The organism is Candidatus Accumulibacter sp. ACC007, from assembly GCF_907163205.1.
GTDB classification, from domain to species: domain Bacteria; phylum Pseudomonadota; class Gammaproteobacteria; order Burkholderiales; family Rhodocyclaceae; genus Accumulibacter; species Accumulibacter regalis.
On record NZ_CAJQUD010000001.1, the window covers coordinates 1,705,950 to 1,725,894 of the forward strand.

At 64.8% G+C, this 19,945-nt stretch carries 18 protein-coding genes; 11 read left to right on the forward strand and 7 right to left on the reverse strand.

Annotated elements, in window-relative coordinates; genetic code table 11:
* The first annotated feature begins 297 nt into the window (after positions 1 to 297).
* The 6 genes from QZ634_RS07360 (at position 298) to QZ634_RS07385 (ending at position 6,341) form a co-directional block, all read left to right on the forward strand.
* On the forward strand, positions 298 to 1,170 hold the full coding sequence (locus tag QZ634_RS07360) for a lysophospholipid acyltransferase family protein (RefSeq protein ID WP_291988067.1): 873 nt from the start codon (positions 298 to 300) through the stop codon (positions 1,168 to 1,170).
* A gap of 154 nt (positions 1,171 to 1,324) precedes the next feature.
* Complete coding sequence (locus QZ634_RS07365; RefSeq protein ID WP_291986855.1) at positions 1,325 to 1,972, forward strand: DedA family protein; 648 nt, start codon at positions 1,325 to 1,327, stop codon at positions 1,970 to 1,972.
* A 9-nt stretch (positions 1,973 to 1,981) separates the two neighbouring features.
* A complete protein-coding gene (purN, locus tag QZ634_RS07370; RefSeq protein WP_291986857.1) occupies positions 1,982 to 2,635 on the forward strand; it encodes a phosphoribosylglycinamide formyltransferase in 654 nt (217 codons plus the stop codon).
* 12 nt (positions 2,636 to 2,647) lie between these two features.
* Positions 2,648 to 3,667, forward strand: a complete 1,020-nt coding sequence (locus QZ634_RS07375; protein WP_291986859.1) for a DUF3108 domain-containing protein — start codon at positions 2,648 to 2,650, stop codon at positions 3,665 to 3,667.
* Complete coding sequence (locus tag QZ634_RS07380; protein WP_291986862.1) at positions 3,664 to 4,971, forward strand: RsmB/NOP family class I SAM-dependent RNA methyltransferase; 1,308 nt, start codon at positions 3,664 to 3,666, stop codon at positions 4,969 to 4,971. Before QZ634_RS07375 ends, QZ634_RS07380 begins: the two co-directional genes overlap by 4 nt.
* A complete protein-coding gene (locus tag QZ634_RS07385; RefSeq protein WP_291986864.1) occupies positions 4,968 to 6,341 on the forward strand; it encodes a mechanosensitive ion channel domain-containing protein in 1,374 nt (457 codons plus the stop codon). The genes QZ634_RS07380 and QZ634_RS07385 overlap by 4 nt, the downstream gene beginning before the upstream one ends.
* Before the next feature lie 189 nt (positions 6,342 to 6,530).
* Here QZ634_RS07385 and QZ634_RS07390 read toward each other — a convergent pair whose 3' ends face one another.
* The 3 genes from QZ634_RS07390 to QZ634_RS07400 all read right to left on the reverse strand — a co-directional run bounded on the left by QZ634_RS07390 (position 6,531) and on the right by QZ634_RS07400 (position 9,074).
* Entirely contained in the window at positions 6,531 to 6,716 is a 186-nt protein-coding gene (locus QZ634_RS07390; protein ID WP_291986866.1) for a hypothetical protein, read from the reverse strand.
* A 245-nt stretch (positions 6,717 to 6,961) separates the two neighbouring features.
* Complete coding sequence (locus QZ634_RS07395) at positions 6,962 to 8,368, reverse strand: ATP-binding protein (RefSeq protein ID WP_291986867.1); 1,407 nt, start codon at positions 8,366 to 8,368, stop codon at positions 6,962 to 6,964.
* The gene (locus QZ634_RS07400; RefSeq protein ID WP_291986869.1) at positions 8,355 to 9,074 is read right to left on the reverse strand and encodes a winged helix-turn-helix domain-containing protein; all 720 of its coding nucleotides are present in this window, start codon (positions 9,072 to 9,074) and stop codon (positions 8,355 to 8,357) included. The genes QZ634_RS07395 and QZ634_RS07400 overlap by 14 nt, the downstream gene beginning before the upstream one ends.
* Before the next feature lie 191 nt (positions 9,075 to 9,265).
* Between QZ634_RS07400 and QZ634_RS07405 the strand changes: the two genes are divergently transcribed.
* Positions 9,266 to 10,429: a fatty acid desaturase gene (locus QZ634_RS07405; RefSeq protein ID WP_291986871.1), complete on the forward strand. Its 1,164-nt coding sequence runs from the start codon at positions 9,266 to 9,268 to the stop codon at positions 10,427 to 10,429.
* An 11-nt stretch (positions 10,430 to 10,440) separates the two neighbouring features.
* Complete coding sequence (locus QZ634_RS07410; protein WP_291986873.1) at positions 10,441 to 10,929, forward strand: disulfide bond formation protein B; 489 nt, start codon at positions 10,441 to 10,443, stop codon at positions 10,927 to 10,929.
* Positions 10,930 to 10,942: 13 nt separating this feature from the next.
* Here QZ634_RS07410 and dut read toward each other — a convergent pair whose 3' ends face one another.
* Both dut and coaBC read right to left on the reverse strand, forming a co-directional pair.
* The gene (gene dut / locus QZ634_RS07415; protein WP_291988069.1) at positions 10,943 to 11,392 is read right to left on the reverse strand and encodes a dUTP diphosphatase; all 450 of its coding nucleotides are present in this window, start codon (positions 11,390 to 11,392) and stop codon (positions 10,943 to 10,945) included.
* Between the two features lie 14 nt (positions 11,393 to 11,406).
* A complete protein-coding gene (gene coaBC / locus QZ634_RS07420) occupies positions 11,407 to 12,600 on the reverse strand; it encodes a bifunctional phosphopantothenoylcysteine decarboxylase/phosphopantothenate--cysteine ligase CoaBC (RefSeq protein WP_291986875.1) in 1,194 nt (397 codons plus the stop codon).
* Between the two features lie 272 nt (positions 12,601 to 12,872).
* Between coaBC and QZ634_RS07425 the strand changes: the two genes are divergently transcribed.
* From QZ634_RS07425 to miaA, 3 genes are all read left to right on the forward strand, one after another.
* Positions 12,873 to 14,327, forward strand: coding sequence for a catalase (locus tag QZ634_RS07425; RefSeq protein ID WP_291986877.1), 1,455 nt, complete (start codon positions 12,873 to 12,875; stop codon positions 14,325 to 14,327).
* 116 nt (positions 14,328 to 14,443) lie between these two features.
* Entirely contained in the window at positions 14,444 to 16,291 is a 1,848-nt protein-coding gene (gene mutL / locus QZ634_RS07430; RefSeq protein ID WP_291988071.1) for a DNA mismatch repair endonuclease MutL, read from the forward strand.
* Positions 16,288 to 17,244, forward strand: coding sequence for a tRNA (adenosine(37)-N6)-dimethylallyltransferase MiaA (gene miaA, locus QZ634_RS07435; protein ID WP_291988073.1), 957 nt, complete (start codon positions 16,288 to 16,290; stop codon positions 17,242 to 17,244). Before mutL ends, miaA begins: the two co-directional genes overlap by 4 nt.
* Before the next feature lie 57 nt (positions 17,245 to 17,301).
* Here miaA and QZ634_RS07440 read toward each other — a convergent pair whose 3' ends face one another.
* A complete protein-coding gene (locus tag QZ634_RS07440; protein ID WP_291986878.1) occupies positions 17,302 to 18,531 on the reverse strand; it encodes a nucleotide disphospho-sugar-binding domain-containing protein in 1,230 nt (409 codons plus the stop codon).
* A 65-nt stretch (positions 18,532 to 18,596) separates the two neighbouring features.
* A complete protein-coding gene (locus QZ634_RS07445) occupies positions 18,597 to 19,574 on the reverse strand; it encodes a PEP-CTERM sorting domain-containing protein (RefSeq protein WP_291986881.1) in 978 nt (325 codons plus the stop codon).
* Positions 19,575 to 19,945 lie beyond the last annotated feature (371 nt).

Genomic DNA, 19,945 nt, shown 5'->3' on the forward strand with positions numbered 1-19,945 from the left:
ACCGGGGCGGTGGCGAGCGGGAAGCGACGGCGCGCCGAAGCGGGCATGAGAATCTCCTTTACGAAGCACTTTCGACCGGGTCCGTCCGGCCAAATTCCATGGGCAAGCCACTGCGGGGGGCGCGATGAGCGCGCCAGACGGCCAGACAGGGAGCGAATGAAAGTACAATACACGGTCCCCTCCCATTGTTCTCCCGCCGATCTGACCAGCGACCCGCTGCGTCACCGCTCATCTGATGATCCACTTCGCCCAAGACCACCCGCACCCGGCAAAAGACTGGCGAGCAGCACGCCGATGCTGAGTCGATTGCTGGTCGCCGTGCTGTGGCTGCTGCACTTCCTGCCGCTGCCGGCGCTGGCCTTCGTCGGCCAGACACTTGGCCTGCTGCTGTTCGGCCTTGCCGGCCGGCGCCGGCACATCGTGCTGGTCAACCTGCGCCTGTGTTTCCCGGAACTCGACAACGCACAGCAACGACGCCTGGCCAGGGAGCACTTCAAGGTCCTCGGGCGCAGCATGCTCGAACGCTCGCTGCTGTGGTGGGCAGGTACGCAGCGGCTGGCGCCGCTTCTGCAGGTCAAAGGCGAGGAGCGGATACGCCAACTGCTCGACGCCGGCCGCCCGGTGCTGATGCTGACGCCGCACTTTGTCGGGCTCGACGCGGGCGGCGCCGCCATCGCCATGCGCTTCGACAGCGCGAGCATCTACGCCGTGCAGTCCGACCCGGTCTTCGACCACCTCCTGCACCGTGGCCGGCTGCGCTTTGGCGATCAACTGCTGCTCGCGCGCCAGGAAAGCGTGCGCGCCAGCGTCAGGGCGATGAAGTCGGGCCGGCCGCTCTACTACCTGCCGGATATGGATTTCGGCAGCAAGGAGTCGATTTTCGTCCCTTTTTTCGGCGTCCAGACGGCGACGATCAGCGGCCTGTCCCGTCTGGCGCGGCTGGCGGGGGCCACCGTCGTTCCCTGCGTGACGCGCATCCTGCCCGGTGGCGCCGGCTACGCGGTCGAGGTCGGCGAACCGTGGGCGGATTTCCCGAGCGCCGATGTCGAGGCCGATACCCGCCGCATGAACGCCTGGATCGAAGCCGCCGTGCGCACCATGCCCGAGCAGTACTACTGGGTCCATCGCCGTTTCAAGACCCGGCCGCCGGGCGAGCCGCGCCCCTACTGAGCGGTGCGGGCGGCGACAAGCAGGGGGGCGTGCCCCGGCAAACGCAAGAGCGCCTCGTCCGACCGCCAGACACCCTGAAGTGCGGCAAGCTGCACAGCCATGCGCTCTGGCTTCCGGTAGAATCGCGCCTTACCGTCCACCACCCCTGCCGCCAATGGAATACCTCGCTTACTTCATCGACATCGTCCTGCACCTCGACAAGCACCTGGCGATGCTCGTTCAACAATACGGGCAGTGGATCTACGTCATCCTCTTCGTGATCATCTTTAGCGAAACCGGGTTCGTCGTCACACCGTTCCTGCCCGGAGATTCGCTGCTTTTCGTCGCCGGCGCACTGGCCGCGGTCGGCGGCATGGACCTTGGCGTCCTGATCGCCGTGCTGATGGCGGCGGCGATCCTCGGCAACACCCTCAACTACCAGATTGGCCGCTATCTCGGCCCCAAGGTCTTCCACTGGGAGCAATCGCGATTCTTCAACCGGGCGGCGCTCGACAAGACACACGCCTTCTACGAGAAGCACGGCGGCAAGACACTGGTCATCTCGCGTTTCCTGCCGCTCTTTCGCACCTTCGCTCCGTTTGTCGCCGGAATTGGCGCCATGACCTACGCGCGTTTCACTTTCTTCAACCTGGTCGGCGGTATCACCTGGGTCGGTTCGCTGACGCTGGCCGGCTACCTGTTCGGCAATCTGCCGTGGATTCAGAAGAACCTGACGCTGGTGATTCTGGCGATCATCGCCATTTCGCTTGTCCCCCTGTTCATCGGCTGGCTGCAGCACCGCAAGGCCGAGGCCCAGGCCTAGGATCTGCTCATGCTATCGGTCGTCATTCTGATCTCCGGACGCGGCAGCAACATGGCTTCGCTGCTCGCCGCCGCCGACGCCGGAACGCTGCCGGTGCGCGTCGCTGGCGTCCTCGCCAACCGCTCCGACGCGGGCGGGCTGGAAACAGCCGCCGCATGCGGTGTCCCGACCCGCGTCGTTGACCACCGCAAGTTCGCCACGCGCGAGGACTTCGACGCCGCGATGGCGACAGCGATCGACGCTTTTTCCCCCGACCTGGTCGTTCTTGCCGGCTTCATGCGCATTCTCGGCGCTGCCTTTGTCCGCCACTACCACGGCCGCCTGATCAATATTCATCCTTCGCTGTTGCCAAGCTTTCCGGGCCTGCACACGCACGCCCGAGCGCTGGCCGAAGGCGTCCGTATTCACGGCTGTACGGTGCATTTCGTGACCCCCGATCTCGACCACGGCCCGATCATTGTCCAGGCCGCCGTGCCGGTCCTCGACGGCGACGACGAAGAGACCCTCGCCGTACGCGTCCTGGCGCAGGAGCATCAGCTTTATCCGCTCGCGGTACGCTGGTTTTCCGAAGGGCGTCTGCGTCTGTGCGCCGGACGCGTCGTCCTCGACTCGCCACAGCTTGATGGCGGCGCACTGATCGCACCCCAGACGTCGGCGAGGTGAGTCGGCCAGCCGATGCCGATCGCCCTGCTCATCGCCGTCGCGGCCTCGCTCGGTGCGCATGCCCTGTTGCTTTTCGGTCCGGAGTTCGATTTGCCCCCCTTCCTTGAGCCACCGCCGCTACTCGCCGAGCTCAAGCCAGCGCCGCTGATCGAACCGCCCGTCGAGCCGCCAGCGAAACCCGTGACGACGGCGGCGGCCAGAAAACGACCGGCGAAGCGTATCAAAGCCCACGCCACTCCCGCGCCGACGGCAACACCCGTGTTGAACGTAGACGATTCGTCGACTGCGGTCGCCGCGCCCACGACAGCGAACCCAAGCACCGGGCCGGCAGCGGTGCCGATCGGCCCGCTCGCGCTTCCGACGCCCTCGACTATCGCCGAAGGCGCGGCAAGCTCGTCGCGGCTGCCGGCGCGCGGGATGATTCGCTATCGCGTTGACCGCGGCGATCAGGGCTTCATGATTGGCGAGTCGACGCACGATTGGGTGATCGTCGACGGCGTTTACCGGATTACCGCGGTGACCGAAACCAAGGGTCTGGTGGCGCTGTTCAAGCCCTTGCGCATCGAACTCGAAAGCCGCGGCAAGCTGACCTCTGCGGGACTGGTCCCGGAACGCTTCTCCACCCGCCGCGAGGGTCGCGCAACCGGCGAGCAGGCCGAATTCGACTGGCTGCAGATGCAGGTGCGCGTCGGCCAGCGGCCACAGCAAGCGCTTGACGCTGGCGCCCAGGATCTCCTCTCCCTGCACTACCAGCTGGGACTGCTTCCCGATCTGGCCAGCGGCACGATCATGCCCGTGGCCACCGGCAAGAAATACGAGCAGTACCGATTCGAGGTCCTCGGCGACGAGGACGTCGAGACCCCCGCCGGAAACTTCCGCTCGCTGCACCTGCGGGTAGCGGGCGTCTCACCGACGGAAGTGTGGCTGGCCTACGATCGTTCGCTGCTGCCGGTGAAAATTCTCCATACCGACCATAAAGGCGCCGTTTTCGTCGAAACCGCGACGGCCATCGAATTGAGCGAGGAACCATGAGCGCGCGTCCAACCGAAACCCGAATCAGCCCGCCCCGGCTTACCGCGGCCCGTTTCACCCCGGCCCTTTTCCATCATGGCCAGAAGCTGCTCTCCGAACTGTTGCGCTCGGACTTTGCTGCCGACCGTGTCGTTGCCGACTATTTCCGCCAACACCGCGAACTTGGCCACGCCGATCGTGGCTTCGTCGCCGATACGGTGTTCACCGTCCTGCGCCGCAAGCGCTCGCTATCCGCGCGCTGTGCCGGCGAGCTGACCTCACGCCGCCTGTTGCTCGCTGCGCTGGCCTGCCTGCAGGGAATGAACCGGCGCGAACTTGGCGCCGTGCTGAGCGAGGCCGAAAGCCACTGGCTGGCACACGCCAAGGGGGTGCAGGTCAGCGAGCTGCCAACGGCTGTGCGCCTGGATCTGCCCGACTGGCTGCATGCGCTGCTCAGCGAACAGTTTGCCGGCGAAGACATGGAAGCGCTGGTCGCCGCGCTGAACCAGCCCGCGCCTCTGGACCTGCGTGTCAATCCACTAAAAATCGGACGCCAGGAGCTCCTCGAACGGCTGCAAGCCGACGGACTGAACGCCGAGGCGTGCCGCTATTCGCCGCTCGGCATCCGCCTGGCCGGCAAGCCTGCCCTGTCCAAGCACCCCCTGTTCGTCGACGGCAGCATGGAAGTGCAGGACGAAGGAAGCCAGCTGCTCGCCTTCCTGGTGCAGCCCAGACGTGGCGAAATGGTCGCCGACTTCTGCGCCGGAGCGGGTGGCAAGACTTTGCTGCTTGGCGCCCTGATGCGCTCGCAGGGGAGGCTCTATGCCTTTGACGTTGCCGAGCAAAGGCTGGCCCGCCTGAAACCTCGCCTGGCGCGTTCCGGGCTGTCGAACGTTCATCCGGTACGCATCGATTCCGAGCGCGACATCAAGATCCGGCGCCTGGCAGGCAAGTTCGATCGCGTCCTGGTCGATGCGCCCTGCTCCGGCCTCGGCACCCTGCGCCGCAACCCCTACCTGAAGTGGCGGCAGACGGCGGGAAGCGTCGCCGAGCTGAGCGCCAGGCAGGCGGCAATTCTCTCCGCCGCCGCCAGCCTGGTGAAGACCGGCGGCCGGCTGGTCTACGCAACCTGCAGCCTCCTCGAGGAGGAGAACGAGGCCGTCGTGCGCGCCTTCCTGGAGCAGCACGCGGAGTTTGCCCTCTGCTCGGCGCAGGAAATATTCGCCAAACAGGACATAGCCATCGACTGTGGCGAGCAGCTACGCTTGCTGCCGCACCGCCACGGAACCGATGCTTTCTACGCGGCAGCAATGGAGCGGCGATGAACGAAACGACCAAGCAGGCGACCAGCGAAGCGATAAAACAGGCTGCCGACGGCACGGCGGCCTTTGCGCGGCTTTTTCGGGATCTCTGGCGGGATGTCCAGGAACCGGGATTCCTCTGGCAAATCCTGGCTCTGGCCCTCTGCCTGCTCGTCGCCTGGGGCCTGTCGCGCTACTGGCTGCGGCAGAAACACGCGCGTTCGAGCGCTGATCACGGCGTACTGCGCACATTCGGGACCGGCAGCCTGAAGCGCATCGCCTTCCCCCTGCTGTCGCTGCTGCTGGTCCTGATCGTGCGCAAGATTTTCCGCCACTGGGAACTCGGACCGGTCAGCCTGCTCGATCTGGCGGTGCCCCTTCTGCTGTCGATGGCCCTGGTACGCGCAGCGATCTACGTCGTGCACCACGCCTTCGCGCCGAGCAGTTTCCTGGCCACTTCCGAGCGCCTCATCGCCACCAGCATCTGGATCGGTCTGGCGCTCTATCTCAGCGGACTTTCTGCGCCACTGATCGACATGCTCGAACAGGTGAGCTTCAACGTCGGCAAGCAGAAGCTCGATTTGTGGACGCTGATCAACGGCCTGGTGACGATTTGCGTGACCGTGCTGGTCGCACTCTGGATTTCCGGGATCATCGAAGCACGCCTGATGGCCCGGGAAACCCTTGACGCAAGCATCAGGGTGGTTCTTGGCCGACTGGTCAAGGCGCTGCTGTCGGTACTCGCCCTGTTGCTCAGCCTGTCGATCGTCGGCATCGACATCACCGCCCTGTCGGTGTTCAGCGGTGCGCTGGCCGTCGGCCTCGGCCTGGGTCTGCAGAAGATCGCCAGCAACTACGTCAGCGGCTTCATCATCCTGCTCGACCGCTCGATACGCCTCGGCAACGTGGTGGCCATCGACCCCCTGACCACCGGCGTCGTGACCCAGATTACGTCCCGCTACACGGTGGTGCGCACGCTGACCGGAACCGAAGTGATCATCCCCAACGAGTACCTCGTTTCGAACATCGTGCGCAATGAATCGTTCACCGATTCACGCGTGCGCTTCATTCTGAGCGTTCAGGTCGCCTATGGCACGGATCTCGACGTCGCCATGCGCCTGATGCACGATGCGGCGCTGGCAAATCAGAGAGTCCTCGCCGACCCACCGCCACAGGTGCTGTTGATGGCTTTTGCGGAAAGCGGCATCAATCTCGATCTGAATTTCTGGATCTCGGACCCACAGAACGGCACCGGCAGTATCCGCTCGGCGATCAACCTGGCGATCTGGCGGTCATTTCGCGATCACGGCATCCAGATTCCGTTCCCGCAACGCGAAGTGCGACTGGTGGGTGGCTTGCCAGCAGCGGCGGCGGCACCGGCAGCGGCGGATTGAGGCCGGCGAGCAAGGCGCATGAACCGGGCCCGCAAAAAAAACCCGCAGCTTGAAGACTGCGGGATGCACAGCCCATCGTCGTGGATGGGCGGTCAGCGAGGATGACTTGTTTGCCGGCCGGCGCGACCGAGACGCGGGTGCTTGACCGGGCCAGCGCTGCCACTTCATCAACCGATCGACGACGGGCCTTCAACGATCCTTGCGGCGACTGCACTGCCAGCAGCGCGCGCCATACCAGACCGCAGCACTTCCGGCGGAAACCAGCAATGCCTTGAGCAGTTCCATTTCGCCGGCGCTGAGCAGATCCCAGGCGACGATCCCGACGAAAATACCGACGCCTTCGGTGATCGGTACAGAGGCGGGCGGTTCAGCCAAGACGTTCAGTTGGCGAAGGGCGCGTGCTGCCCTGCCTCGCCGCAGCCAGCGCAATGAAAGTCCTCCTGCTCAGGGCCCCCCGGGCAAGCGCAAGCGGCTTCGCGAGCGAAGAAATGTCGGCGCGTCGCGGCAAAGAACTGCTCGCAGCTGAGATTGAACTCGTTCATTTTCTTGTCTTTCTCGGCAGATTTAGGAACAGCGGCCGATGATAGTGACGCGCAGCCGGCTCGTCTGCAGTCATTGCGTCAGCTTTCGGTGACGCTTTGTGACAGTGGCCAGGCGAGGGTGAAACGGGCGCCGCCAAGCGGAGACTCGGCGGCGCTGGCTGTGCCGTGGTGCTGTTCCATGACCAATTGCACGATCGCCAGCCCGAGACCGTAACCGCCGGTCGAACGGTCGCGCGATCGATCGAGGCGCGTAAACGGCGAGAAGATCCTTTCTCGTTCGTCGGCCGGGATACCGATTCCGTCGTCGTCAACGTGCACCAGGATTTGCTCGTCGACGACCTGCGCGCTGACCCGAATCTTCCCTTGCGCATATTTCATGGCGTTGCGCAGCAGATTGGTGATCGCGTGCGGCATCGTCCGGCGATCGAGCTCGACGTAGAGCATCGACGGCAGGGTCGCGGTATCGACCTGCAGGTCTAGCTTGCCTTCGAGCAGGCGGCTGGCCTCGACCTGTTCGTCAAGCCATACCGCCAGCTCGACGGCGGTGAGCTGCAGGTCCGGTTGTTCGCGGCCGAAGCGCGCGTAGGTCAGACTGGCATCGATCAGGCCGTCGAGTTCGTCGAGGTCGCCTTCCATCAAGCGCCACAGGCGCTCGCGATCAGCTGGCACTTCGGAGTCGGCCAGCATTTCGAGCGCAAAGCGGATGCGCGCGATGGGCGTGCGCAACTCGTGCGAAATGGCGCTCGACAGCTCCTTCTGCGTGGCAATCAGCCGCTGGATGCGTTCCGCCATCCCGTTGAGTGTCTCGGCGAGTGGCCCGAAGGCGTTGCTGCGCATCGCTGGCGCGCGCGCCTCGAACAGCCCCTCCCCCAGCGCGCGAGTGGTCTGGCGCATGGCTTCGAGGTCTCGCCAGACGGGATGGACCCAGAGCCAGACTGCAATCGCCAGGCAGACTCCGATCAGGCTCCAGGTCAGCAGGCTGATGCGCAGATCGAGCGGCATGCCCCGGTGGTACTCGGGGTTGCGGTCGGGCGAGATCGGGCCAACGACCAGGACCTGCGAGGTCTGCTTGAGTCGATGATAGAGAACGTCACCCTTGGCGTCGATGGCCAGCTCGCCGTTGTCGAGCTTCTCGGCCTGTTTCGGCGGCAGATGCAAGGTCCAGCGGTCGACGATATCGAGCCGATAGGCAAACTTCTGGTCGAGAGCGGCGACCGCCTGTGGCCACTTCGAACGCGGCTTTCGGAACAGTTCGTCTTCGATGAGCACGATGGTGCCGTGCATGAAGCGGCTGGTGTAGTCGTCGGTGATGCCCTTGACCGCCGTCGAAATCACGAAATCGGCAAAGATGGCGATGGCCACGAAAGAACCCATGACCAGCAGGTAGAAGTTGAAGAACAGCCGCGACAGGCTGTAGTGCTCGCGCCAGGGCGCCGGCGTGTACGGCCCGAGGATCGACAGCAGTTTGCGGCTATTGCCAATCATGCTTGCTGAACAGATAGCCCTTGCCACGGACGGTCTTGATCCGGGTCGGGTTCTCGGAGTCGTCGCCAAGCTTGCGGCGCAAGCGCGAAATCCGTGCATCGATCGACCGGTCGAGGCCGTCAAAACCGATGCCACGCAGCTCCTGCAGCAAGTCGTCGCGTGACAGAACGCTGCCGGCGTGACGGGCAAGGAGCCAAAGCAGATCGAACTCGGCGGTGGTCAGGTCGATACAGTCCGCGCCCAGACAGGCGGTGCGCGTTGCCTGGCTGATGTGGAAGCTGCCAAAGGCAAGTTCGGCGGGTCTGCCCGTTTCCGTACGCTCACCGGTGCCGCCAGCGCTGCTCGGCGAACGGCGCAACAGGGCCTTGATCCTGGCCAGCAACAGACGCGGCTGTACCGGCTTGGCAATGTAATCGTCGGCGCCCAGTTCCAGGCCGAGGATCTGGTCGAAGTCTTCGTCACGGGCAGTAAGCATCAGGATCACCCCCTGGTAACGCGCCCGCACGGCCCGGCAGATCTCGAAGCCGTCCTTGCCCGGCAGCATGACGTCGAGAATGACCAGGTCGGGCCGCTCGGCAAGAATGCGTGCCTCGGCCTTGCTGCCGTGCCCCTCGACCAGGACCTCGAGGTCGTTCTTGCGCAGGTACTCGGCGGTCAGCTCGGCGAGGCGCTCCTCGTCCTCGACCAACAGGATTCGTGTCTTCATCCGCCAATGATAACGGCTTGTCGGCCGCGGATGAACCTGCCCGTCGACGATCGGCACCGGCAAGGCCTGCAGGCCCCGAGAAACAGGGCCAGCGTCACTGCGCGCAGAGCGCTGGCTGCACCTTGGCGGGCTGTTTGGCGCAGCGCCACTATTGGCTTAGAATCGCAGGTTCGATCTTGAGAGGGTGATCTATGTACGCTGGATTAGTCGACTGGCCTTGGTGGGCCTACGTGCTTGCAACGCTGGCTTTGACCCACGTGACCATCGCCTCGGTAACCATTTTCCTGCACCGGTATCAGGCGCATCGTGCGCTCGATCTGCATCCACTCGTGGCGCATTTCTTCCGTTGCTGGCTCTGGCTGACCACCGGAATGGTGACCAAGGAATGGGCGGCTATCCATCGCAAGCACCATGGCAAGTGCGAAACTGCCGAGGACCCACACAGCCCCCAGGTGTACGGCATCCATCGCGTCCTCTGGGCGGGCGTCTTTCTGTACGTCAAGGAGGCCAGAAATACCGAGACCCTGCAGCGTTACGGTCATGGAACGCCAAACGACTGGATCGAGAATCACCTCTACAGTCCGTGGCACAAGCTCGGCGTGGTGATCATGCTGGCCATCGACATCGCCGTCTTCGGCGTTCTTGCCGGACCACTGATCTGGGCCGCGCAAGTGGCCTGGATTCCGTTCTGGGCAGCCGGCGTGATCAACGGCCTCGGCCATTTCTGGGGCTACCGGAATTTCAGCACCGACGACGCCAGCACCAACCTCTCGCCGCTCGGCATACTGATCGGCGGCGAGGAGCTGCACAACAATCATCACGCTTTCCCGACCTCGGCCAAGCTCTCGAATCGCTGGTACGAATTCGACATCGGCTGGCTCTATATTCGCATCCTTGCGGCGCTGGGGCTGGCACAGGTCAAAAAGGTCGCACCAAGACCGCGCCTGGGAACGCTGCGGCCGGTGGTCGACCTCGACACCCTGCACGCGGTGATCGCCAACCGCTACGACGTCCTCTCGCGCTACACCCACTCGCTGAAGCAGGTCTATCGCGAGGAAATCGGCAAGCGCCAGGACGGCAGTCGTTTCAAGGGGCTCAAGCCCTGGCTAGCGGAACATGCCGGTGACGTCCCGCAGGAATTGCGCGGGCGGCTCGAGTTGCTGCGCGGCGAGAGCCGCGCGCTGCACACCCTCTACGCCATGCGCCAGGAGCTGGTGGCGATCTGGGAGCGCTCGAACGCTTCCCGCGAGCATTTGCTCAAGACATTGCAGGACTGGTGCGAGCGTGCCGAAAACTCGGGCGTCCGCCAGTTGCAGGAACTGTCGATGCGCCTGCGCAGCTACGTTCCGGCCTGACGAAGAGCCCAGTGCGCCTCTCGCTGCGTGCCTGTTTCGGCGTACTGGCGCTGCTTGCCCTTGGCTTGACCGGCACCGGCTGGCTGATTGGCGAGCTCCTGCGGCTGCAGCCGTGCCCCTTGTGCATCTTTCAGCGTCTGCTTTATCTGCTGATCGCCGGCCTTGCCCTGTGCGGCGTGCTGCTGCCCGGCTGGTGGCGCCTCTGGGGAGTGCTGATGGGCCTGAGCGCGGCCGGCGGGCTGGCCACCGCCAGCTACCAGACCTGGCTGCAGCAGAATCCCGAGAGCAGCCTGGCCTGCGGTTTCGGCGAGCCAACCGTTATCGAGCAGATCGTAAACTGGTTTGGCGTGCGCTGGCCTGACCTCTTCCTGGCGACGGGTTTCTGTTCGAGCAAGGACTGGGTCTTTCTTGGCCTGTCGATGGCCAACTGGTCGATTGTCTGCTTCCTGGCCTTCATGGTTGCTGCCGCGCAACTGGTCGTAAAGGGCCACCGGCCCTGACCGCCGCGCTCGTTCAGGAGCGGCCGGTACTGCCAAAACCGCCGTCGCCGCGGGAGCTCGCGGCAAAATCGTCTACGACGTTGAACGCCGCCCGCAAGACCGGGACCACGACCAGTTGCGCCAGACGCTCGAGCGGTTGCACGGTGAATGCTTTGCGGCCGCGATTCCAGGTCGATACCATCAGCTCACCCTGGTAGTCGGAATCGATCAAGCCGACCAGATTGCCAAGGACGATGCCGTGCTTGTGGCCAAGACCCGAGCGCGGCAGGATCATCGCCGCCAGACCGGGATCGGCAAGATGGATCGCCATTCCGGTCGGAATGAGCACCGTTTCGCCCGGCCCAATTTCCATCGGGGCGGCGATGCAGGCGCGCAGATCCAGTCCGGCTGAACCGGCGCTGGCATATTGCGGCGGCCTGTCGCCCAGGCGCGAGTCGAGCAGCTTGACGTCGACCGACACCACCCCAGCCCCGTTCATCAGGCTTTCTCCAGCAACAGCGCGACGCGCGCCACGAGTTGCCGCGCCAGATCGATCTTGGGTGCAGGTGGGAGCGGATGCTGACCGTCATCATCAAACAGAATCAGTGTGTTGCAGTCGCCGGAAAAACCGTCCTGAATGAGGTTGCCAACGATCAGCGGGATCTTCTTGCTGCGCCGCTTGCTTTCCGCATACTCGGACAGATTCTCGCTTTCGGCCGCGAAGCCGACGCACAGCGGCGGAGTCGGCAGCGCAGCGACTTCGCCGAGGATATCCGGGTTGGCGACCAGTTCGATGGACGGCGGCGATGCCTGCAGGCGCTTCTTGATTTTCTGTTCGACGACCTGAGCCGGCCGGTAATCGGCGACCGCAGCAACGGCGATGAAAACGTCGTGAGCAGCCACGTGCTGGTGAACGGTTGCGTGCATCTGCAAGGCGCTGGTCACGGCAATGCGCCTGACACCGACCGGGCAAGGCAGGCTCACGGGCCCGGAGACCAGCGTTACCTGAGCGCCCGCCTCGTATGCCGCGCGGCTGATCGCGTAGCCCATCTTGCCACTCGACAGGTTGGTGATTCCCCGCACCGGATCAATCGCTTCAAAAGTCGGCCCGGCGGTGAGCAGTACGCGTTTTCCGGCGAGCAGCTTCGGCTGAAAGTACGCCACCAGGGTGTCGCGAATTTCTTCCGCTTCCAGCATTCGCCCGGGGCCGCTTTCGCCACAGGCCTGATCCCCACGGCCCGGACCGACGATGAAAACGCCGTCGCCACGCAAGGTGGCGACGTTACGCGCAGTGGCCGGGTTCTCCCACATTTGCCGGTTCATCGCCGGCGCCACCAGCAAGGGGCAGTCGCGCGCCAGCACCAGGGTGGTGAGCAGATCGTCGGCCAGCCCATTGGCCAGCTTGGCGAGAAAGTCTGCCGACGCGGGGGCGACCAGCAGCGCATCGGCGGTCCGCGAGAGATCGATGTGCGCCATGTTGTTAGCCACCCGCGGATCCCATTGGTCGGTGAACACCGACTGACCGGAGAGCGCCTGGAAAGTGACCGGCGTCACGAAATGCGTTGCCGCTTCGCTCATCACCACCTGCACGCTGGCGCCGTCCTTGACCAGCAGGCGGACCAGTTCCGCCGCCTTGTAGGCAGCAATGCCACCACTGACGCCGAGGACGATGCGTTTTCCCGCGAGTTCCATGCGCTTTGCTCTTCATCCGGTTGGGGTTGTCTGGCGGCACATTCTACTGGAGAAGGTCGCCCGACGGCGATCAGCGGCCGCCCGGCAACGATCCCGGCTCCCGATGGCCGCCGCTGGCTGCGGCCTATCCATAGCCATTAACAATCGCAAATATACCCAGAATCAATTAGCCCAATGGTTCGCCAGATCCTAGACTGGCTTCATCGGGCCCCGGTACACGCTCACATGCCGCCGCCCGGTCCAGCTTGAACCAACCCAAAGGAGTACGACTGATGAGCATCAAGAAACTCACCACCGCTGCCGGTGCGCCGGTAGTCGACAACCAGAACACGATGACCGCCGGCCCGCGTGGCCCGGTCCTGATGCAGGATATCTGGCTGCTCGAAAAGCTCGCCCATTTTGATCGCGAAGTGATCCCTGAGCGTCGCATGCATGCCAAGGGTTCGGCCGCCTACGGCCGCTTTACCGTCACCCACGACATCAGCGAATACACTCGCGCCAGGATTTTCTCGGCGGTAGGCAAGACGACCGAGCTCTTCGCACGCTTCACGACCGTTGCCGGCGAGCGTGGCGCCGCCGACGCCGAACGCGACATCCGTGGCTTCGCAGTCAAGTTCTACACCGAGGAAGGCAATTGGGATCTGGTCGGCAACAACACGCCGGTCTTCTTTCTGCGCGACCCTCTCAAGTTCCCCGACCTTAACCACGCCGTCAAGCGCGATCCGCGCACAAACATGCGCAGCGCCACCAACAACTGGGATTTCTGGACGTCGCTGCCCGAAGCCCTGCATCAGGTGACCATTGTCATGAGCGATCGCGGCATCCCCGCCAACTACCGCCACATGCACGGCTTCGGTTCGCACACCTTCAGCTTCATCAACGCTGCCAACCAGCGTTACTGGGTCAAGTTCCATTTCCACAGCCAGCAGGGGATCAGGAACCTCAGTGACGCCGAAGCCGAAGCGATGATCGGCAAGGATCGCGAGAGCCACCAGCGCGACCTCTTCGAAAGCATCGAGAAAGGCGATTTCCCGAAATGGACGCTCTCTGTGCAGATCATGCCCGAGCAAGACGCGGCAAACGTTCCCTATCATCCTTTCGACCTGACCAAGGTCTGGCCGCACAAGGACTATCCACTGCTCGAAGTCGGGGTCATGGAGTTGAATCGCAATCCGGAGAACTTCTTCGCCGAAGTCGAGCAATCGGCTTTCAACCCGGCGGCGGTCGTTCCCGGCATCAGCTTCTCGCCCGACAAGATGCTGCAGGCGCGCCTCTTCTCCTACGGCGACGCGCAACGCTACCGGCTCGGCGTCAATCACCACCAGATCCCGGTGAACGCTCCACGCTGCCCCTTCCACAGCTATCACCGCGACGGTGCCATGCGCGTCGATGGCAACCAGGGCGGCACCCTGGGCTACGAGCCGAACAGCTTCGGCGAATGGCAGGAGCAACCCGACTACCGCGAGCCGCCACTGTCGATCGAAGGGGCGGCCGAGCACTGGAATCATCGCGACGACGGCGACTATTACTCGCAGCCTGGGGCCTTGTTCCGCCTGATGAACGCCGAGCAGCAACAGCTGCTCTTCGACAACACGGCCAGGGCCATGGGCGATGCACCCGAGGAGATCAAGCTGCGCCACGTCGGCAACTGTTGCAAAGCCGATCCGGCCTACGGCGAAGGCGTCGCCAAGGCGCTCGCTATCGCCCCGGGCAAACTGCCGAAGTAGAAGCACACCGCTTCGCTCAGCTCGCCGCCTGCCCGACGCGGCGAGCGGGCCATTCACTTCCGTCCTGACGAGCGTGGGATAATCCGCTGATGTCCGCGACGCCCGTTACGCCCGCCATGACCCCCATCCACCTGCTGCCCGATCTGCTGATCAGCCAGATCGCTGCTGGTGAAGTCGTCGACCGACCCGCTTCAGTGCTCAAGGAGCTGCTCGAAAACGCCCTCGACGCGGGCAGCTCGACGATCCAGGTCGAGCTCGAGGAAGGGGGCGTCAAACTGATCCGCGTCAGCGACGACGGTGGCGGAATCGCGCGCGACGAACTGGCGCTCGCCCTCACCCGCCACGCGACCTCGAAGATCGGCTCGCTTGAGGATCTCGAACGCGTCGGCACGCTCGGCTTTCGTGGCGAAGCGCTGGCCTCGGTCGCCGGCGTCGCGCGGGTCACGCTGACCAGTCGCCAGCGTGGCGAGCGCGGCGACGGCAGCGCGCCAGGGCACGCCTGGCGGCTCGGTGCCGAGCGAGGAGCGACACCCGAGCCAGCCGCCCTGCTCGCCGGCACGGTGGTCGAAATGCGCGACCTTTACTACAACACGCCCGCGCGCCGAAAATTCCTCAAGTCCGACGCGACCGAGTTCGCGCATTGCGCCGAGGCCGTCAGGCGCATCGCGCTGGCGCACCCTGAAGTCGCCTTCACGCTGACGCACAACGGCCGCGTCAGCCTGCACCTCAAGAAGAGCGACGCCCGCGCTCGTGTCGGCGCCATCCTCGGCGACGACTTTCTGGCCGAATCGCGGCCGCTCGACGCGCTCGCCGGGCCGCTGCGCGTCTCCGGTTTCTGCGCGCTACCGGCCTACTCGCGAGCGCGCAATGACGCCCAGTACGGCTACGTCAACGGTCGCTTCGTACGCGACAAGCTGCTCGTGCATGCGCTGCGCGAGGCCTACCAGGACCAGCTGCACGGCAGCCGCTACCCGGCTTACTGCGTATTCCTGGAGATCGACCCGGCGACCGTCGACGTCAATGTGCATCCCCAGAAAACCGAAGTCCGCTTCCGCGATGCGCGCGCCGTGCACCAGTTTGTCTTTCACGCCGTACAGCGTCTGCTCGCCAGTCCCCTCCTGGCCACGACCGGCGCTGCAGCGCGGCCAGAGCCCGGGGCCGAGCAGGCGCGCTGGCCGCAAGGCCCCGCCGCCCCGTCGGCGCCGGCGAGCGACGAATCTTCGTACGCCTCGCGTGTGCCGTACCAGGGGTCGCTGCGCGTCGGCGAGCCGAGTGCCGCCAGCAGCACCGCTGCGTACGTCGCCTTCGTCGGCGGTGTCCAGGCAGCGGATGGCGGCCCGCCCGGCGCGCTGCCCGACTCGACCCTGCCAGCGACCGGCGTCCCACCGCTCGGTTACGCGCTCGCGCAGCTTCACGGCGTCTATATCCTGGCGCAGAACAGCCAGGGCATGGTCGTCGTCGACATGCACGCAGCGCACGAGCGCATCCTCTACGAAAAGCTCAAGCAGGCGCTCGCCGATCAGCAAGTGGCCACCCAGGCGCTGTTGATTCCAGCCGTTTTCAGCGCCGAAGCGGTCGACGTCGCCGCTGCCGAGGAGTACGCCGAAGTGCTGCAGCAGCTCGGCTTCGACCTGGCGCCGATGGGCCCGCGCCAACTCGCCGTGCGACGGGTGCCGGTACTGCTGCAGGCCGCCGACCCGGCAAGCCTGGCGCGCTCGCTGCTCGACGAGCTACGCGAGCACGGTGTCAGCCAGCTGCTCACCGCGCGCCGCAACGAGTTCCTCGCCAGCATGGCCTGCCACGGCGCGGTGCGCGCCCGCCGCCTGCTGTCCATCGCCGAGATGAATGCGCTGCTCCGCCAGATGGAGGAAACCGAACGTGGCGACCAGTGCAACCATGGCCGTCCGACCTGGACGCAGCTGAGCATGGCCGACCTCGACCGCCACTTCCTGCGCGGCCGCTGAGCGTGTCCGTCGAGAATCACGCGGCGCTGCCACCGGCAATCCTGCTCATGGGGCCGACGGCCAGCGGCAAAACGGCGCTGGCCATGGCGCTGGCCCGCCGTTTTCCCGTCGAGCTGATCAGCGTCGATTCGGCGCAGGTCTTTCGCGACATGGATATCGGCACGGCCAAGCCCGACGCCGCGACGCTGGCCGAATTCCCGCATCACCTGATCGACGTGCTGCCACCGACCGAGGCCTACTCGGCGGCGCGCTTTCGCGCCGACGCGCTGGCGGTGATGGCCGAGATCAGCGCGCGTGGCCACGTGCCGCTGCTCGTCGGCGGCACCATGCTCTACTTCAAGGCGCTGCTCGAAGGCCTCGCCGAGCTGCCGCAGGCCGATCCTGCGACCCGTGCGGCGATTGACGGCGAAGCCGCGAAACGCGGCTGGCCGGCGCTGCACGCCGAGCTGGCGCAGATCGACCCGGCCACGGCAGCGCGTCTGCACAGCACCGATGCGCAACGCATCCAGCGAGCCCTTGAAGTGTTCCGCCTGAGCAGTCGACCACTGTCGGCCCTACTTGCTGCTGGCAAGACGCAGGCAGCCGCGTACGCCTTCACGACCATCGGTCTGCTGCCATCCGACCGCGCAGTCCTGCACCAGCGTATCGCCGAGCGCTTTACCGCCATGCTCGCCGCCGGCCTGGAAGCGGAGGTAGCCATGCTGCGCGAACGCTACCCGCTGCACGCCGCGCTGCCGGCGATGCGTTGCGTGGGCTACCGGCAGGTGTGGGAAGTGCAGGATGGCCTGCTGCCGCAGCACGAATTGCGCGAGCGCGGCATCTACGCGACCCGCCAACTGGCCAAGCGGCAGCTCACCTGGCTCAAGAACACGCTGCGCCCGCAGGTCGTCGACTGCCTCGCCGCCGATGCCGATGAGCGCGTCGCCCGCCTGCTCGGCGACGTCCTGCGCTGACCGGGTTTGCCATCGCCTTGGTGGGCTGGCGGGAAGTGTGCCGCCTGCTCGCTTCGCCTATTGAGAGCGCGCCTTCGCGTCGGCGTTGGCGCCACCGGAAAGTAAGGCCTCGCAGCCCTCGACCAGCCGGCCGACAGCAAGCGACTGATCAATGCTGGACAACTGCGCCGCGTACTCAACAGCGCGCGCCGCAAGGCTCTCGTCGTCCAGGAGCCGCCTGAGCAGTTTCGGAAGCAGGGCCGGATTGCCGTCGGGCGCCAGCAGGATGCCGGCGCCAAGCGCCTCGACGCGATGGCTGGTCATCGTCTGCTCCATCTGCGTCGGCAGGAGCAGCAAGGGCTTGCCATGGTCGAGCGCAATGTCGCTCATGCCCCCAGCGTGACAGATGATCGCTGTGCACTGCTTGACCACTTCGCTCATCTGCAGCGGCGTGGCACTGAAGGCGACACGCGCGGATTCATGACGCTTGCGCAATTGTTCGGGCAAGCCCGCAGCGTAGATCAGATAGCGCGCCCTGCTCTTGCCGATGGCACCGAGAACGGCGTCGAGGTGCTTGTAGTCCGATTTGAGATAGGCGAAGACCGGCGGCGCGTCGCCCGCAGGCCAAACCGGCCCGCTGCCCATGCTCAGACTGTTGACCGGCCCAATATAGTTGGCGTCGGCTCGCTCGCCATAGACATCGAGTCTCGGTCGCGCACAGAGGTAAGTCGCCTCCGCTTCGAAGAGATCCGCGACCTGCGCGATCAGCGGCGCGCCGAGCTCCTTGAGCACCGCGTTGCAATTGCGGGTCGTGCGTTCTTCGGTTTCCGCCAGACGATGATGGTCGCCCGCGCCATTGGCCCACCAGCGGTAACGCGGCAAGGGGCGAACACGCGGCGGAACAGCAAAGCTGTTGCCGACGATCACGCGTGGAACGTCAAAGCCCCGGGCCGCGAGCAGCGCCGTCGGGGCGTGGTCGAAGAGCATCAGGTCGGGCTGCAGCAGCGTCCACAGCGAACGCCAGGCGCGAGCGATGGACAACAGCCCGGCCGCCTTGAGGAAGCCGAATCGGAAAAGCGTCTCGGTGAAGTTGAGGTCCGGCGGCAGACCCTGTACGGGAGTGAGCCACACCGGCGCCTGCAGGAACTCGATGGCATGCGGACCAAGAACGGCCTCCGCACGTGAAATATCGCGCAGAACCAGTACCGGCCGATGTCCCTGCGCCCTGAGCTGGAGGGCGATTGTCAGATAGCGCCCGACGTGCCCCAGGGCAGCTCCGAGCTCCCAGTTCAAGACGATGGTCGCCATTCAGCCGCTGCTCCTCATGGAAACAACGGGCACCAGGCGCCCGTTGCGTTTCAAGACCTGCTCGCCTAGCGGCGCTGTCTGCGCCGCCGCAGGCCAAGCGCTGCCAGCCCCATGCCCAGCAAACCAACGGTGGCAGGTTCGGGTACCTGCACCGCGGTAAGCTCAATGGCAGGCGGACCGGGGAGCGGCGTGTTATTGAGATTGTCCGGATCGCCCAGCGACGAATACGACGAACCGGTATACGTACAGGGGGAAACTGCGAGAGCGACACCAACGCCGTCACCATCGCCGTAGCCGTCGCCGTCGCCGTAGCCGTCGCCATAGCCGTTGCCGTTGCCATAGCCGTCGCCACCACTGCACCCGGTGCCAATGGTGTAATCACCGTAGGCGTGACTGACCAGATCATAAACGACGCTAGTCGACTCGCCAATGCCCAGAATGCCGAGATCAATGTTCACATAGGTGCCGCCCCAGGAATAGGAGGTACCCGAATGCGATGCTCCGTCCAGTTCGCTCCCACCCCGCGTCAGATCGCCATTGCTTGCGATCCGGGCGCTACTGCTGAACAGCGGGGTGCTCGAACCGTCGCGATTGATATTGACCGCGTATTCGGCGTAGCCGGTACCGCCCGCTCCAGGATCGGTAAACATGCTTCCGTAGTAGATGAAGAAATTGAAAGCATAGTGCTGCGCGACGCCGCTGTCGTTGGTAATGCTCCACGAGCGGATGAAGTGACCGGTGCTGTCAAATACTCCGACGCCGTCGGCGCTCGCGCGGTAGGGTCCGTTGGCGTGACCCCAGGCATCGCCGCTGGCATTCGAATCGGCGTCGCTGGCAGTGGCATTGGCACTCGCATAGGGAAGACTCGTAATTGGCCCCGAAACTTGCACCGGAGTGACGCCTACTTGGGCCATGCCCTGGGCGCTGAGCCCGTCGACGACGGTCGCTGCTGCCGGCAGCGAGGTCAGCATTCCCAGGCTGGCCAGGATGATTGCGAGTTGCTTGGGAGCGAGAAGCTGCGGACGCAGCAGGGATCCTTGCATTTCTGTTCCTTGACGAATAATTGGATTGGGCAGCGACCAGGGGTCTGGTCGGCCAGGGTTCGCGTAGATCCCCTGACCGCTCAAGGGTTCTCGCGCCACTCCTGGGCAACAAACAGCAAATATCGTGCCAACTAATAATCCATCGGAAACGGTGGCTTGCAATTCAGCCACTTGCCTTTCTGGCCGGCGCACCAGCCGTCCATTGAGCACTGCTCGGCGACGGCGATGTGTAAGAAAACGCGACGTGAAATAGTACGCACTTACTGGCCCCACGACGGGGGCTGGGAAATGCTTGCCCGGATTTGGCGACCAGGGCAGCACTATGGAGCAGGTGAAATCCAGTCACCCAGCGGCTTCCACGCCAATGTGAT